This is a genomic window from Bradyrhizobium sp. INPA03-11B (assembly GCF_040446015.1).
GTDB lineage: Bacteria > Pseudomonadota > Alphaproteobacteria > Rhizobiales > Xanthobacteraceae > Bradyrhizobium > Bradyrhizobium macuxiense_A.
This window is the reverse complement of the sequence record NZ_JASGSR010000012.1, coordinates 1-15,225: the sequence shown is the minus strand read 5'-3', so window position 1 is coordinate 15,225 and position 15,225 is coordinate 1. Positions and strand designations below refer to the sequence as shown.

The window sequence follows — 15,225 nt, the reverse complement described above, 5'->3', positions numbered from 1 at the left end:
AATCCGGGACAGCCTCATATTCGGATCGATCGTCCCGGATTTCGCTTCGCTCCATCCGGGCTACGAAGGCGCAAGGCTAACCACCGGCCCAGACGTCGAGCACGTAGCGATTCCCTGTGCCCATCTCCTCGATCCAGCGCGCGGCTGCATCGGCGTCGACGCCGGTGCGTTCGCGGTAGATCGACATCAGGGTCGCCTTGACGTCGGGCTCCATCTTGCCGCCGTCGCCGCAGACATAGACGATCGCGCCCTTCTGGATCAGCTCCCAGACCCGGTCCTTCTGCGCGGCGACGAGGTGCTGCACATAGGTCTTCGGGCCGTCGGCGCGCGAGAACGCGGTGAAGAGCTCACTGACGCCATCGGCCGCGAACGCCTTCAGCTCATCCGCATAGATGAAGTCCTGCTCCGGATGGCGGCAGCCGAAGAACAGCATCGCGGGGCCCAAGGTCGCGCCCCGTGCCTTGCGCGCGGCGCGCTCCTGCAGGAAGCCGCGGAACGGCGCGAGCCCGGTGCCCGGCCCGATCATGATGATCGGCACGGTGTCGTCGTCCGGCAGGCGGAAGCCGGCCTTGGTCTCCTTGATGGTGGCGTGGACGGTGTCGCCGGCTCTGCGGCGCGCCAGATAGTTGGAGCAGATACCCTTATAGATGCCGCGACCGGAGCTTGCCGGCGCCTCGACGACGCCAACGGTGACGCTGCAGCGCTGCGCCTCGCCGGCCGGAGACGACGAGATCGAGTAGTAGCGCGGCGCCAGCAGCGACAGCATTTCGAGGTAAAGGTGGAACGGCAGCTCGCAGGCCGGATATTCCTCGAGCAGGTCGAACACCGATTTGCGCTTCGCCAGCACCTCGGTGCGATAGCGCTCGGCCGAGGCGTCGTCGTCGCCGACATAGGCCATCAGCTTCGGCTTGGTCACCGGGCAGCGGGTGTGCTCGGACATGATCTGGATTTGCTTGCGGGTCGCGACCTGCTGCAGCTCGACGAACTCGGTGAGCAGCCGCCCGACCGACACGGCGTTGCCGACCGGCAATTGCGCGCGGCGGCCTTCCGAGACCTGCAGGCGGATCTGGTCGGCGGGCAGGAAGCCGAACCGGCGGGCGACGGAATCGACCAGGGTCGGATCGTTGCGCGGCACCACGCTGAGATGATCGCCGACGCGATACTTCAGGCTGGACGGCAGCTCGACCTCGATGTGCCGCGTCGAGCGCTCCGACGGACGGGCGCCTTCCTTGGTCTGCAGCTCGCTGTTGACGAGCACCCTCATCGGCACCGCGCCGCCTTGCGTCACGATGGTGTTGACCGCGCCCTGCGCCACCGGCTCGATCGCATAAAGCGGTTCGTCCTCGGCGGTGCGGGTGAAATTCCAGTCGATGCCGAATTCCTTGGTCGCGACCTTCGCGGCCTCCGGAAACCATTTCTGGAACTGGCCGTCGAGATCGCTGCGCGCATCGCCCTCGCCGCGCGGATAGACCGCGCGCGCGCCATGCTTGGTCAGTTGCTCGTCGATGAAGCGCGGCACCGATTGATAGGTCGCCGCCCAATCGCTGTTGCCGCAGCCGAACACCGCGTAGCGAACCTTGGCGAAGGCGTCCTTCGGCAGGTCGCTCTCCAGCCATTTGACGAACTGCGTCGCATTGTCGGGCGCCGCGCCATTGTAGGAGGCGCAGATGATCAGCACGCCGCCCTCCTCCGGCAGCTTGCCGACATAATCGTCCAGCGGACCGAGCCGGGTGCCAAAACCGTTGATCTCCGAGAGATCCGCCATGCGGGTCGCCAGTTCCTCGGCCGAGCCGAGGTTGGAGCCGTAGAGCACGAGCATCGGCGTGTTGTGGCCGGGCCGCGTGGTCGGCGCGCGCTGCGGCTTCGGTGCGGCCGCAACGGCGCCCGCGCTGCCGGCGAACGCGCCGCGATCCTTGTCGTCGCGCGGCCGCACCTTGATCCTGAAGCCGTCGGGCTTGACGGTCAGCGTCTCCTTCAGATGCATCTGGTAGCGATGCACGTCGAGCAGCTTGAAGCGCTGCAGAATCATTCCGATCGCAAGCGCCGCCTCGTGCATGGCGAAGCCGCGGCCGATGCAGGCGCGCTGGCCGTTGCCGAACGGCTTCCAGGCGTTGATCGGGCGCTTGGCTTCGGCCTCGCGGCTGAAATTCTCCGGATCGAACACGTCGGGGTTCGGCCCCCAGACGCTGGGGTCGCGGTGCAGCGCCATCACCAGGATGGTGATGAAGGTGTTTTTCTTCAGCTTGTATTTACCGCCGATCATCTCATCGTTGAGCGGCGCGATGCCGTAGGCCGGCGCCGGCGGCCACAGCCGCAGCGCCTCCTTCAGGCATTGGGTGATGTAGACGAGCTGCGTCACCTGCTGATAGGTCGGCCGCGCGTTGACGTCGGGGCCGAGGACGCGATCGACCTCCTGATAGGCCTTCTTCAGCACCTCGGGATGCTTCAACAGCGCATAGATCGTGCACGACAGCAGGCCGCTGGTGGTTTCGTGCCCGGCGATCAGGAACGTGTTGATCTGGTAGCGGATGTTGACGTCGTCGAGCTGCTCGCCGGTGGCGCGGTCGACGCCGGTCATCATCGCGGCCAGCATGTCCTTCTTGTCGTCGGTCACGTCGGTGTTGCCGCGTCGCTCGGCGATGATCTCGTCGACCATCTTGTTCATGAAGGCGACGTCGTCGGTCAGCGTCTTGCGCCGCTTCTGCATCCACAGACCCTCGAGCGGCAGGCCGCGGGTCATCATGATGGTCTCGAGCGAGCGCACCAGCGATTCCACGAAAGGGTGGTAGTCGCGGCGGTAGAACGAATTGAAGCGATAGTCGAAGCCGCAGAGCCCGATGGTATCAAGGGTCAGCGCCGTCATGTCGTGGACGACCTCGATCTCCTCGTCGGCGTTGAGACGCTCCCACTTCTTGACGAGCTGCTCGGCGATATCGACCATGCTCGGGTGGTACGACTGCATGGCGCGGTTGCCGAACGGCTGCATCAGGATGTTGTGCGCCTTGCTCCAGTTCGGCTCCCGGGTGTCGGCGGTGAACAATCCGTCGCCGCCGACCGCGCGCACCCGGCGCAGCGAGCCGCGCACCGCCTTGTCGAAGCGCTTCTCGTCGGAAAGCTCGTCGACCAGATCGTGGCCGGACACGATCACGAGCGGCGCGCCCATCATGTCGAGCCAGAAGATCGGTCCGAGCTCCTTGGAGAGCTTGACGAGATGCTGCACCGGCGCGGTCGAATCCAGCGACAGCATGTTGCCGACCACCGGCTTCGTCGGCGGATGCGGGATCGGACTCAGTCTGTTGCCGGACGCCATGTCGAGATTGCCCCCTACCTTGTCTCTCAACCGTTATTGCGAGCCACCCGGTCGGCGCGAAGCGCCGCCGGATGACAGGCTCCGCGAAGCAATCCATCTCGCCTCAAGGGGAGTGAATGGATTGCTTCGTCGCTTCGCTCCTCGCAATGACGGCAAAGATTATCCAAACCGCTTTCTACGCCACTCGATCAGCTTGGCGCTGACCTCGTCCGGCTTTTCCTGCTGCGTCCAATGGCCGCTGTCCTTGACCAGGTACTTTTCGAGGTCCGGCACCAGCTTCTCCATGCCGTCGGCCGCCGAGGGTGGCAGCACCGCGTCGTTCTCGGCCATGATCATCAGCGACGGCACCCGCACATTGTGATCCAGCCCGGCCGAACGCTCCCAGTTGCGGGTGAAGTTGCGATACCAGTTGATGCCGCCGGTGAAGCCGGTCCTGGTGAAGGTGTCGACGAACACCTTCTTCTCCTCCGCCGAGAGGATCGGCGTCCGCGGATCGTGCTTGGCGTCGTAGTTCGCAATCATCTGCGGGAACGCCAGGTTCAGCCGCGCCGAGGCACCGACGCCGGCGATCGGCTGTTCGGGTGGCGCATCCGCAGGACGCGGCGCCGGCTTGCGCATGAAGGCGTCGAAGGTCTGTTCGACCCGGCTGCCAAAAATCCGGTCAGGCTCGCGCGCCGGATCCTGGAACTGGACGATGTACATGTGGTCGCCGAAGCGCTGGCGGAACAGCGCGATCGGGTCCATCGGCGCACGGTCCCAATGCGGCGTGTTGACGCCGACGACGCCGGCGACCCGCGACGGGTGCCTGAGCGGCATCTGCCAGACGACAAAGCCGCCCCAGTCGTGACCGACGAAGATCGCCTTGTCGATCTTGAGGTGATCGAGCAGGCCGACCAGATCGCCGGTCAGGTGCTCCATGTCGTAGGCTTCGACCGGCTCCGGCCGGTCGGTGGCGCCATAGCCGCGCTGATCCGGCGCGATCACCCGGATCCCGGCCTCGCCCAGCGCCTTGATCTGATGACGCCAGGAGAACGCCAGTTCAGGCCAACCATGGCACAGCACCACGGGCGGCGCGTCGGTCTTGGGGCCAGCTTCGTAGAACCCCATGCGGATGCCGTTCGTCTCGGCGAACTGCAGCGGTGGCATATCGATCATTGAAGCAATTCCTATTCGGCCGCGCCCTTGATGTCCGCAGGCGGGGGAGCGAACGCCGCCTCGAGTGCATCGAACTCGAGCGGCAGCATGTCACACATCACCTGCACGTGGGGAATGATGTTGGCACCCACGATGAAGCCGAAATCGAGCTGATCGCGGTAGCTCTGCACGGTGATGTTGAGCGCAACGCCGTGGGTCGAGATCGAAACCGGGAAGATGTGCAGCAGCTCGGCGCCCGCCGCGTACAGCGTCTGCCGCGGCCCCGGCACGTTCGAGACCGTGATGTTGGTCGCCGGCGGCAGCACGTTGGAGAGGTCGGAGCGGCTGTACAGCAGCGCCATGATCTGCACCAGGATGGGCGCGCCCAGCAGCGAGATGTTGGAGACCTGCGGCACCAGGGCGCGCAGCGGGTGCGACATCTCCTTGGACTTGGTGGACTGCGCGATGATGGTTTCCAGCCGCTTCTTGGGATCCTCGATGTCGGTCGCGATCGAGCAGATCATGCCGAACACCTGGTTGTTGGACTCGGCATTACCCTCCTCGCGCAGCGAGATCGGCACGCCGGCGGTCAGCGACTTGTTCGGCAGCGCGCCCTGGCTGATCAGATAGCGCCGCACCACGCCGGAGGCGAGCGCCAGCACGACGTCGTTGAGCTTGCCGCCGGATGCCTTCGCAAGCGCCTTGGCGCGCGACAGCGAGATCGAGGTGCCGGCAAAGCTGCGCTCCGACGAGATCGCCTTGTTGAGGATGGTCGGCGGCGAGGCCATCGCCTGCAGGCTCTCGCGCGACCGGGGATCGGCGACCTTGGCGACGACGTCGGACAGGCTCTTCATGACGGTCGGCATCGAGCCCGCGAACTTCACCGCGCTCTCGATCTGGAACATGGCGTTGTCGAACAGGATCGAGCCGAGGTCGCTCTTGCCGGAGCGAGGCAGCTCCAGGTTCTTCTGCGCGGCAGCGGCCGCCTCGAACGGCTGGGTCCACAGCTGCTGATAGGCGTCGATCAGATTGGCCGCGATGTCGCGCGGCTCCTGCGCGACCTCTTTTGCGCCCGGCGGTTCGATCTCGCGCGGCACCGGCGTCAGGTCGTAGATCATGCTGGTCAGCGCCGCACCGGCGCCGCCGTCGATGCAGGCGTGGTGCATCTTGGAATAGAGCCCGATCTCGTTGTCCTTCATGCCCTCGAAGACATAGAACTCCCAGAGCGGACGGGCGCGGTTCAAGAGCTTGGCGTGCATCCAGCCGACGATACGCTCCAGCGTGGCGCGATCGCGCGGCGCAGGCAGGCTGGCGCGGAAGATGTGACGGTCGATGTCGAACTGGTCGTCCTCGACCCAGGACGGATGGTCGATGTCGAGCGGCGCCTTCTGCAGGCGCGCCTTGAGGATCGGCGCGATGTGCAGCCGCGAGGCGATCATCGCCTTGAACTCCTCGAAGAAGTCGCCCTTGTAGCCGTCGGGCAGCCGGAAGATCGCCATGCTGCCGACATGCATCGGCATTTCCGGCGTTTCCAGATACAGAAACGATGCGTCCAGCGAGGACAGCTTCTTGGCGTCGCTCATGTTCTCCTCCCGAGAGCCAACTCACGCGGGCGCCTTGGCGGCGCTTCTCGTCGTTAGGATAGTGCCTGTTCTGCCGGCCCGTAGGCAATGGCAAAGGGGCCCGACCGGTCAAAATGCCGGAACTCGCCTTCCGGCTGTGCCAGCCGGTCCGCGATCGCCCACAAAGCTGCGGGGTTGACGCCGAGGCCGATGTGGCTCGCGAGATGCACCTCGATGTTTTCGGCGCTCTCCGACGGGCGAACCCGCGAGGTCCGCCAGTTCACGATGCCGTCGGTGCGGGAATAGATCGAGGTGGTCGGCACCGGCATGTCGCCGGCAATCGCGGCGCGGATTTCGGGAATGTCGTCCACCGCCTCGCCGGACAGCAGCTCATAGAGCCGTGTCGCGTTGGTGGCGCGGATGTCGTCGGCGAACGGACTGCCCAGCGTGATGATGGACCGCACCAGCTCCGGCATCTGCGACGCCAGGTCGCGCGCATAGACGCCGCCGAGGCTCCAGCCGATGATCGAGACCCTGCGCCCCGACGCCTCATGGACCCGCTTCAGCAGGTCGCGCAGCGCAGCCCGCCTGCTGGAAATCCCGCCGAAATTGCGGCCCATATTCCAGGCATAGGCGTCGTAGCCGAGCTCCTTCAGATAACGCCGCATCGGCGCCATCGAAAGGTCGCTGGCGAGGAAGCCCGGCAGCGCCAGCACCGGATGACCGTCGCCCTTCGGCGCCTGCATCAGCAAGGGCGACAGCAAGAGGCTCGAATTCAACTCGAGCACGCCGCGCGCTTCCGCCAGCATCAGGAACAGGCTGGGTGGGCGCAACCGGCGTTCGGTCCGGTCAATGCTCCTGTCCATACCCGCCACTATTTCTTCTTGCTCGTGCCGCCGAAGCCAGCCATCGCCACGAACATGTCCTGGAAGCGCTCGGCGAGCTTGGGATCGAAGGTGAACCAGCTCTGCATCAGCGATTCCGGCGAAATCTTCTCGATGTTGGACAACATCTGCTGTTGCAGCTTGTCCATCACAGCGGTCTGCATCGGCGCCACGTCGGGCAGGCCGAAGAACTGCCGCGCTTCGAGGGGCGTGCAATCTATCTCGACGTTGACTTTCATATCCGCCTCCTCAAATGCGCCTTGGCCGAGCTCTGCTTGGCCCAGCTCAGTATCGCCGGGACGGGGTCCGTCGCGCAAGCGAGCCATACCCGCCCCAATGGATAGTCGGCCTCAATCATCCGTTATGGTCAACCGAACCGTTTCGAGCGGCCGGCGCAAACGGGCTCGCCGGCGCTCATTCCGGGACCTGCAAGCGGCACTCCGAAAGTCGAATGTCACGCGCCCGCACCGACCGCCTACGCTCATCTCGCATTCATTGCGCTGCACCCGCGCGAGGCGATTAACCCTTTGGGAAATCGCGCTTGCGCGGCCGGTAAACTCTGGCAACATGTATCAATAATACCAGCCGGACAAAGCAACTGGCGGACAAAAACGGGGACGCGGGATCACATGTCGGTACGTTGGAGTTTGTTTGCGGCGACGGCCGTCGCGCTCATCGCCTTTGCCTTGCCGGCATCGGCCCAGACGCTGAAATATGCCAATCAGGGCGAGCTGAAGTCGCTGGACCCCTACACGCTGAAGGAAACCACGACGATCGCGCACCACGCGCATGTCTATGAAGGCCTCACCGCGCGCGACAAGGACCTCAAGATCATTCCGGCACTGGCGGAAAGCTGGGAGACGCTGACCCCGACCAAATGGCGCTTCCATCTGCGCAAAGGCGTGAAATTCCACAATGGCGATCCCTTCACCGCCGACGACGTGCTGTTCTCCGCCGACCGCGTCCGCGCCAAGGGCTCCAATTTCCTCAGCAACGTCCCGGCCGACGCCAAGTTCACCAAGGTCGACGACTACACCGTCGATGTGACGCTGGATTCGCCCAATCCCATTCTGACCTCGCAATGGGATAGCTGGTACATCATGGACAAGAAGTGGTGCGAGGAGAACAACTCGGTCGCACCGACGCCGGCCTCCGCGACCACGCCGAGCTACGCGGCGCTGCACGAGAACGGCACCGGTCCGTTCACGATCGAGAGCCATCAGCCCGGCGTGAAGACCGTGTTCAAGGCGTTTCCAGGCTATTGGCGCAAGCCCGAGCATAATCTCCAGGAGATCATCTTCACCCCGATCGGCTCCGACGCCACCCGCGTTGCCGCGCTGCTCTCGGGCGAGGTCGATGTCATCGAACCGGTTCCGCTCCAGGACATCCAGCGCGTCAATTCCAGCGGCATCGCCACCGTGATGACCGCGCCGGAGATCCGCACCATCTTCATCGGCATGGACATGGCGCGCGACGAGCTGCTGTACTCCAACGTCAAGGGCAAGAATCCCTTCAAGGACATCCGCGTCCGCGAAGCCTTCTACAAGACGATCGACGTCGATCTGATCAAGACCCGCGTGATGCGCGGCATGTCGACGCCCTCGACGCTGATGATCGCGCCCGAGCTCTATCCGCTGTCGAAGGAATTCACCCGGCCGAAACTCGATCCTGATGGCGCCAAGAAGCTGTTGGCCGATGCCGGCTATCCGAGCGGCTTCGAAGTCACGATGGATTGCCCGAACGACCGCTACGTCAACGACGCCGCGATCTGCCAGGCCGTGGTCGGCATGCTGGCCCGCATCGGCGTCAAGGTGAACCTGCTGGCGCAGCCGAAGGCGCAGTATTTCGCCAAGGTGCTGAAGCCCGGCGGCTACCAGACCTCGTTCTTCATGCTGGGCTGGACGCCCGCGACATCAGACTCGCACAACGTGCTGCACGACATCCTCGGCTGCCGCGACGATCCGAAGGATGCGACGCGTGGCGAGGCCAATCTCGGCGGCTATTGCAACAAGGAAGTCGACACGCTCACCGACAAGGTCCTGGTCGAGAGCGACACGGCCAAGCGCGACCAGTTGATCAAGCAGGCCTATGAGATCGTCATCAAGGATTACGGCTACATTCCGCTGCATCAGCAACCGTTGGTGTGGGGTGTGTCGAAGAAGGTCAAATTGACCCAGCGCGCGGACAACCAGGTGCTGCTCTACTGGGCGACCAAGCAGGGTGAATAGTGGTTTCGGCGAATTCGGTCCCGGAAGCGCAGGCTTCCGGGACCTCGCGTTTTCAGGCCGCGCAAAGCCGCGCGGCAAATGTCAAAAGCAGTGAAAGGTAGAGATGCTCGCTTTCACTCTTCGCCGCCTCCTGCAGGCGATCGGCGTGATGCTCGCCGTAGGCGTCATTGCGTTCGCGATGTTCCGCTTCGCCGGCGATCCGGTGAACCAGATGGTCTCGATCGACACCTCGGCGGCGCAGCGCGCTGAAATCCGGCACTCGCTCGGCCTCGACGATCCCGTGCTGGTGCAGTTCGGCCGCTACTTCATCAATGCGCTGCAGTTCAAGTTCGGCGTGTCCTACCAGTTCCGCCTGCCGGTCTCATCGCTGCTGGCGGAGCGGCTGCCGGCGACGCTGGAGCTTGCGATCTGCGCGACGCTGCTCGCGATGGTCGCCGGCATCCTGATGGGGGTCTATTCGGCGCTCCGCCGCGACACCATCCTCGCCAGATTATTCCAGGCGATATCGCTGATCGGCATTTCGCTGCCGACCTTCCTGATCGGCATTCTGCTGATCTATCTGTTCGCGGTGACCTTGGGCTGGCTGCCCTCCTTCGGCCGCGGCGAGGTGGTGAAGCTCGGCTGGTGGTCGACCGGGCTGCTCACCGTCTCCGGCTGGAAGGCGATCATCATGCCGGCGATCACGCTCGGACTGTTCCAGATGACCCTGATCATGCGGCTGGTGCGCGCCGAAATGCTGGAAGTGCTGCGGACCGACTATATCCGCTTCGCCCGCGCCCGCGGCCTGACCACGCGCGCGATCCATTTCGGCCACGCGCTGAAGAACACGCTGGTTCCGGTGATCACGGTGGCCGGGCTGCAGTTTGGCTCGGTTATTGCTTTCTCGATCATCACTGAAACCGTGTTCCAGTGGCCGGGCATGGGGCTTCTGTTCGTGCAGGCCGTGCAAAACGTCGATATCCCGATCATGGCCGCGTATCTCCTGATGGTCTCGCTGATCTTCGTCACCATCAATCTGGTCGTCGACATCCTCTACACCGTGGTCGATCCGCGCTTGCGCTCGACCGTCAGCCGCGCGACGTGAGGGACCAACCGATGTCCGACGCCGTCGCCCCCCATCGCTCGCAAGACCATCAGGCACCCGCCGGCTGGTTCAAGCGGGCGCTCGACAGCGACATCTTCTATTCGTTCCGCCGCTCCCGGCTGACGATGGTCGCGGCCGCAATCACGCTGCTGTTCTTCCTGCTGGCGATCTTTGCGTCATGGCTTGCGGTGCAGAACCCGTTCGATCCGGCGCAGCTGCAGCTGATCAACTCGCGGATCGCGCCGCTGTGGACCGCCGACGGCCAGAGCCCGTTCCTGCTCGGCACCGACGAGCAGGGCCGCGACGTCCTCTCGGCGATCCTTTTCGGGCTGCGCATCTCGCTTGCGGTGGGCCTGGCGGGCGTCGTCTTCGCCGGCGCGCTCGGCATCGCTCTTGGGCTGGTCGCCGGCTATTTCGGCGGTGCGGTGGACAGCGTGATCATGCGGATCGCCGACGTGCAGCTCACCTTCCCCGCAATCCTGATCGCGCTCCTGGTCAACGGCGTCGCCAAATCGCTGCTCGGCAACCGGCTCGACGAGATGAGTACGCTCGGCGTGCTGATCATCGCGATCGGCCTCAGTTTCTGGGTGCAATATGCCCGCACCGTGCGCGGCTCGGTGATGGTCGAGAAGAACAAGGACTATGTGGCGGCGGCACAGCTGATCGGCCTGCCGGCGCCGAAGATCTTGCTGCGGCACGTACTGCCGAACACGATGGGCCCGATCCTCGTCATCGCCACCATCAACCTCGCGCTTGCGATCATCACCGAGGCGACGCTGTCGTTCCTCGGCGCCGGCATGCCCGACACCATGCCCTCGCTCGGCACCCTGATCCGGATCGGCAACAACTATCTGTTTGCCGGCGAATGGTGGATCGTCGCCTTCCCGGGCATCGCCTTGGCCGGCCTGATCCTTTCCATCAACCTGCTCGGCGACTGGCTGCGCGACGCACTGAACCCGAAGCTCCGATGACCCAGCCTGTTCTTTCCGTGCGCAATCTCGAGGTGGAATTCGTCACCCGCCGCGCCACCTTGCGCGCCATCAACGGCGTGTCGTTCGACATCGCCAAGGGCGAGGTGCTCGGCGTGGTCGGCGAGTCCGGCGCCGGCAAGTCGGTCACCGGCCTTGCCGTGATCGGGCTGATCGATCCGCCCGGCCGCATCTCGGCCGGCGAGATCGAATTGTCGGGCACGCGGATCGACCATCTTCCGCTCGAGGAGATCCGCCGCGTCAGGGGCAAGCGGATCGGCATGATCTTCCAGGATCCGCTGACCAGCCTCAATCCGCTCTACCGGATCGGCGACCAGATCATTGAGACCATCCGCACCCACACCAGCTTAAGCGAAAGCGCCGCGCGCAGGCGCGCCATCGACCTGTTGGCCGAGGTCGGCATCCCCGCGCCGGAAAAGCGCATCGACGGCTACCCGCACGAATTCTCCGGCGGCATGCGCCAGCGCGTCGTCATCGCGCTCGCGATCTGCGCCGAGCCGGAGCTGATCATCGCCGACGAGCCGACCACCGCACTCGACGTCTCGGTGCAGGCGCAGATCATCGCGCTGATCAAGCGGCTCGGCCGCGACCACGGCACGGCGGTGATGCTGGTGACCCACGACATGGGCGTGATCGCCGAGACCTGCGACCGCGTCGCGGTGATGTATTCGGGGCGCATCGCCGAGATCGGCCCGGTGCAGGAGGTGGTGCGCAACCCGCTGCATCCCTACGCCCGTGGCCTGATGGGCGCGATCCCGACGCTTGCAGGCGAAGACAAGCGCCTGGTGCAGATTCCCGGCTCGATGCCGCGGCTGTCGGCGATCCCGCCGGGCTGCCCGTTCAACCCGCGCTGTGCGTTTGCCTTCGATCGCTGCCGCGTCGAACGCCCCGAGCCGATCCGGCAAGGCACGCAATCCGTCGCCTGCCACCTGTTCGATCCCGCGAAGGAGACCGCGGCATGAGCGGGACATTGATCGAGGTCAAGAATTTGCGCCGTGTCTTCGACGTCTCGAAGCCGTGGCTCAACCGCGTGATCGAGGGCGGCCATCCCGAGTTCCTCAAAGCCGTCGACGGCGTCAGCTTCGACATCAAGCGCGGCGAGACCTTTGCGCTGGTCGGCGAATCCGGCTCCGGCAAGACCACGGTCGCGCGCATGGTCGTCGGCCTGTTGCCGCCGAGCTCGGGCGAAGTCGTCATCGACGGCGTCTCGATGACCGATCCGCGGCAGGGCCAGGCGCGCCGCCGGCTGCGCCGGCGCATCCAGATGGTCTTCCAGGACCCCTATGCGAGCCTCAACCCGCGCTACCGGGTCTCAGCCATCGTCGCCGAGCCGATCCGCGCCTTCGACCTGATCCAGGGCGAACGCGACATCAAGGCCCGGGTCGGCGAATTGCTCTCGCTGGTCGGCCTGCACCCCGACGACGGCCAGAAATTCCCGCACGAATTTTCCGGCGGCCAGCGCCAGCGCATCGCGATCGCCCGCGCACTGGCTTCCGAGGCCGAGTTCATCGTCTGCGACGAGCCGACCTCGGCGCTCGACGTCTCGGTGCAGGCGCAGATCCTCAACCTGATGCGCGACCTGCAGGACAAGTTCGGCCTGACCTATCTCTTCATCAGCCACAATCTCGCGGTCGTCCGCCACATGGCGAGCCGGATCGGCGTGATGTATCTCGGCCGCATCGTCGAGATCGCCGAGGGCCGAAGATTGTTCGAGAACCCGCGGATGCCCTACACCAAGATGCTGCTCGGCGCGGTTCCGGATCTTGCGATGTCCGGCCGCCAGCGCATCCCGGTCAAGGGCGAGATTCCCAATCCGATCGATCCGCCGCGGGGCTGCTCGTTCAATCCGCGCTGTCCCCTCGCCTTCGATCTCTGCCGCGAGAAGACGCCGGAACTGATCGACGGCGTCGCCTGCCACGCCGTCAACAGCCCTGCCGCCGCCGTTCCGGCATGATCACGCGGATGGGAGCGGCCATGTCCACCAAGCGGTTGGCATACCAGCCCGGCTGTGATCAAGTGCGCGCGCAAACAGCCCAACAAGCCGCCTAACGGTGAATAGCCATGAGCAACGTCAACCCCGATCCATTCACCACAAGGCCGGAGATCGAAGGCACCTTCGGCGTCGTCACCTCGACGCACTGGATCGCCACCGCGGTCGGCATGGCGACGCTGGAGAAAGGCGGCAACGCGTTTGATGCGGGCGTGGCGGCTGCCTTCACCCTGCAGGTGGTCGAGCCGCATCTGAACGGCCCCGGCGGCGACGTCCCGATCATCGTGCACGACGTCAAGCGCGGCAAAACCGAAGTGATCTGCGGCCAGGGCCCGGCGCCGGCGAAGGCCACGATCGCGCATTATCGCAGCGAAGGCCTCGAGATGGTGCCCGGCACCGGCCTGCTCGCCGCCTGCGTGCCCGGCACATTCGAAACCTGGATGCTGCTGCTGCGCGACTACGGCACATTGAAGTTGCGTGACGTGCTGGAGCCCGCGATCGGCTATGCCCGTGACGGCCATCCGCTGGTCGAGCGCGCCTCCGCCACCATCAAGACCGTCGAGCAACTGTTCCGGAAATACTGGACCACATCGGCCGACGTCTATCTGCCCCATGGCGAGGTGCCGAAGCCCGGCACCCTCTTCACCAACAAGAGGCTCGCGGAGACTTACGCGCGCATCCTGGCCGAGGCGGAGAGCGTAGGCCCAGACCGCGTCGCGCAGATCGAGCGCGCGCGGCAGGCCTGGTCGAAGGGCTTCGTTGCGGAAGCGATCGACAAGTTCTGCCGCACCCAGGAGGTGATGGACGTCTCCGGCTCGCCGCATCGCGGCGTGCTGTCGGCCGACGACATGGCGCGCTGGCAACCGACCGTCGAGCCGCCGCTCATTTACGACTACGGCCGCTACACCGTGCAGAAGTGCGGCGTCTGGAGCCAGGGTCCGGTGATGTTGCAGCAGCTCGCGCTGCTGAAAGGCTTTGAGCTCGACGGGCTCGATCCCGCAGGCCCCGACTTCATCCATCTGCAGATCGAAGCCGCCAAGCTCGCTTATGCCGATCGCGAGACGTTCTACGGCGATCCGAAGTTCACCGACATCCCGATCGAGACGCTGCTGTCCGATGCCTACAACAACGAACGGCGCAAGCTGATCTCGAAGGACAAGGCCTCGCTCGACTTCCGCCCTGGCTCAGTCGAAGGTTTCGGCGGCGTCGTCAAGCTGCGCCACGCCGAAGGACATCGCGAGGCGGTCGGCGCCATGGGCGCGGGCGAGCCGACGGTCGGCCGGTTCGGCGAGGTGCGCGGCGACACCGTGCATTTCGACATCATCGACAAGGCCGGCAACATGATCTCGGCGACGCCGTCCGGCGGCTGGCTGCAATCCTCGCCGGTGATTCCCGAGCTCGGCTTCTGCCTCGGCAGCCGCGCCCAGATGTTCTGGCTGGAAGAGAACCACCCGGCCTCGCTGGCGCCGGGCAAGCGGCCGCGCACCACGCTTTCACCGACCATGGCGCTGCGCGACGGCGAGCCGTACCTCTCCTGGGGCTCGCCGGGCGGCGACCAGCAGGACCAGTGGATCACGCAGTTCTTCCTGCGCCATGTCCACGCAAAACTCAATTTGCAGGAGGCGATCGACGCGCCGGCCTGGCACTCCGAGCATTTCCCGATCTCGTTCTGGCCGCGCACCTCGCGCCCCGGCGTGCTGGTGCTGGAAAACCGCGTGCCGAAGCCGACCATCGACGAATTGAAGCGTCGCGGCCATGTCGTGGAGATCGGTCCCGATTGGTCGGAAGGCCGCCTCACCGCGGCCTCGAAAGTCGGTCCCCGCCGCCGCGCCGCCGCCAACCCGCGCGGCATGCAGGGCTACGCTGCGGGGCGCTAGGGGTTTCGGATGACCTGGTCGATCATCGCCCGCGACAGCGCCACAGGCCAACTCGGCATCGCAGTCGCGACGCGGTTCTTCGCGGTCGGCGCGCTGGTGCCGCACATCGCATCCGGGATCGGCGCCGTCGCGACGCAGGCGCTGGTCAATCCCTATTACGGCATCGA

The 15,225-nt window shown here is 65.3% G+C and carries 12 protein-coding genes; 7 read left to right on the top strand and 5 right to left on the bottom strand.

The annotated features are described in order from the left end of the window. Positions 1-76 precede the first annotated feature (76 nt). From QMZ05_RS07110 to QMZ05_RS07090, 5 genes are all read right to left on the bottom strand, one after another. Positions 77-3,310 (bottom strand): cytochrome P450, encoded by a 3,234-nt coding sequence (locus QMZ05_RS07110; protein WP_353700216.1) that lies wholly within the window; start codon positions 3,308-3,310, stop codon positions 77-79. Between the two features lie 159 nt (positions 3,311-3,469). Continuing rightward, complete coding sequence (locus QMZ05_RS07105; RefSeq protein WP_353700145.1) at positions 3,470-4,465, bottom strand: alpha/beta hydrolase; 996 nt, start codon at positions 4,463-4,465, stop codon at positions 3,470-3,472. Between the two features lie 11 nt (positions 4,466-4,476). Then, on the bottom strand, positions 4,477-6,027 hold the full coding sequence (locus tag QMZ05_RS07100; RefSeq protein ID WP_353700144.1) for a wax ester/triacylglycerol synthase family O-acyltransferase: 1,551 nt from the start codon (positions 6,025-6,027) through the stop codon (positions 4,477-4,479). A gap of 53 nt (positions 6,028-6,080) precedes the next feature. Then, on the bottom strand, positions 6,081-6,872 hold the full coding sequence (locus tag QMZ05_RS07095) for an alpha/beta hydrolase (RefSeq protein ID WP_353700143.1): 792 nt from the start codon (positions 6,870-6,872) through the stop codon (positions 6,081-6,083). A gap of 8 nt (positions 6,873-6,880) precedes the next feature. Continuing rightward, positions 6,881-7,129: a DUF6489 family protein gene (locus tag QMZ05_RS07090; protein ID WP_146985076.1), complete on the bottom strand. Its 249-nt coding sequence runs from the start codon at positions 7,127-7,129 to the stop codon at positions 6,881-6,883. A gap of 390 nt (positions 7,130-7,519) precedes the next feature. On the opposite strand from QMZ05_RS07090, the gene QMZ05_RS07085 reads away from it, so the two are divergent. The 7 genes from QMZ05_RS07085 to QMZ05_RS07055 form a co-directional block, all read left to right on the top strand. Continuing rightward, complete coding sequence (locus QMZ05_RS07085; RefSeq protein WP_353700142.1) at positions 7,520-9,118, top strand: ABC transporter substrate-binding protein; 1,599 nt, start codon at positions 7,520-7,522, stop codon at positions 9,116-9,118. Between the two features lie 103 nt (positions 9,119-9,221). Beyond that, the gene (locus QMZ05_RS07080; RefSeq protein ID WP_074130302.1) at positions 9,222-10,202 is read left to right on the top strand and encodes an ABC transporter permease; all 981 of its coding nucleotides are present in this window, start codon (positions 9,222-9,224) and stop codon (positions 10,200-10,202) included. 11 nt (positions 10,203-10,213) lie between these two features. Continuing rightward, on the top strand, positions 10,214-11,173 hold the full coding sequence (locus tag QMZ05_RS07075) for an ABC transporter permease (protein WP_353700141.1): 960 nt from the start codon (positions 10,214-10,216) through the stop codon (positions 11,171-11,173). Continuing rightward, complete coding sequence (locus QMZ05_RS07070) at positions 11,170-12,153, top strand: ABC transporter ATP-binding protein (RefSeq protein ID WP_353700140.1); 984 nt, start codon at positions 11,170-11,172, stop codon at positions 12,151-12,153. Before QMZ05_RS07075 ends, QMZ05_RS07070 begins: the two co-directional genes overlap by 4 nt. Beyond that, entirely contained in the window at positions 12,150-13,145 is a 996-nt protein-coding gene (locus QMZ05_RS07065; protein ID WP_353700139.1) for an ABC transporter ATP-binding protein, read from the top strand. The genes QMZ05_RS07070 and QMZ05_RS07065 overlap by 4 nt, the downstream gene beginning before the upstream one ends. A gap of 107 nt (positions 13,146-13,252) precedes the next feature. Next, entirely contained in the window at positions 13,253-15,058 is a 1,806-nt protein-coding gene (locus tag QMZ05_RS07060) for a gamma-glutamyltransferase family protein (protein ID WP_353700138.1), read from the top strand. A 9-nt stretch (positions 15,059-15,067) separates the two neighbouring features. Continuing rightward, the coding region (locus QMZ05_RS07055) for a DUF1028 domain-containing protein (RefSeq protein ID WP_353700215.1) at positions 15,068-15,225 on the top strand (158 nt) is incomplete at its 3' end.

What these genes read in the sequence shown, in the direction of transcription:
- QMZ05_RS07095 (WP_353700143.1), bottom strand. Translation starts at nt 6,872, where the DNA reads ATGGACAGGAGCATTGACCGGACCGAACGCCGGTTGCGCCCACCCAGC.
- QMZ05_RS07065 (WP_353700139.1), top strand. Translation starts at nt 12,150, where the DNA reads ATGAGCGGGACATTGATCGAGGTCAAGAATTTGCGCCGTGTCTTCGAC.
- QMZ05_RS07100 (WP_353700144.1), bottom strand. Translation starts at nt 6,027, where the DNA reads ATGAGCGACGCCAAGAAGCTGTCCTCGCTGGACGCATCGTTTCTGTAT.
- QMZ05_RS07105 (WP_353700145.1), bottom strand. Translation starts at nt 4,465, where the DNA reads ATGATCGATATGCCACCGCTGCAGTTCGCCGAGACGAACGGCATCCGC.
- QMZ05_RS07070 (WP_353700140.1), top strand. Translation starts at nt 11,170, where the DNA reads ATGACCCAGCCTGTTCTTTCCGTGCGCAATCTCGAGGTGGAATTCGTC.
- QMZ05_RS07110 (WP_353700216.1), bottom strand. Translation starts at nt 3,310, where the DNA reads ATGGCGTCCGGCAACAGACTGAGTCCGATCCCGCATCCGCCGACGAAG.
- QMZ05_RS07085 (WP_353700142.1), top strand. Translation starts at nt 7,520, where the DNA reads ATGTCGGTACGTTGGAGTTTGTTTGCGGCGACGGCCGTCGCGCTCATC.
- QMZ05_RS07075 (WP_353700141.1), top strand. Translation starts at nt 10,214, where the DNA reads ATGTCCGACGCCGTCGCCCCCCATCGCTCGCAAGACCATCAGGCACCC.
- QMZ05_RS07090 (WP_146985076.1), bottom strand. Translation starts at nt 7,129, where the DNA reads ATGAAAGTCAACGTCGAGATAGATTGCACGCCCCTCGAAGCGCGGCAG.
- QMZ05_RS07060 (WP_353700138.1), top strand. Translation starts at nt 13,253, where the DNA reads ATGAGCAACGTCAACCCCGATCCATTCACCACAAGGCCGGAGATCGAA.
- QMZ05_RS07080 (WP_074130302.1), top strand. Translation starts at nt 9,222, where the DNA reads ATGCTCGCTTTCACTCTTCGCCGCCTCCTGCAGGCGATCGGCGTGATG.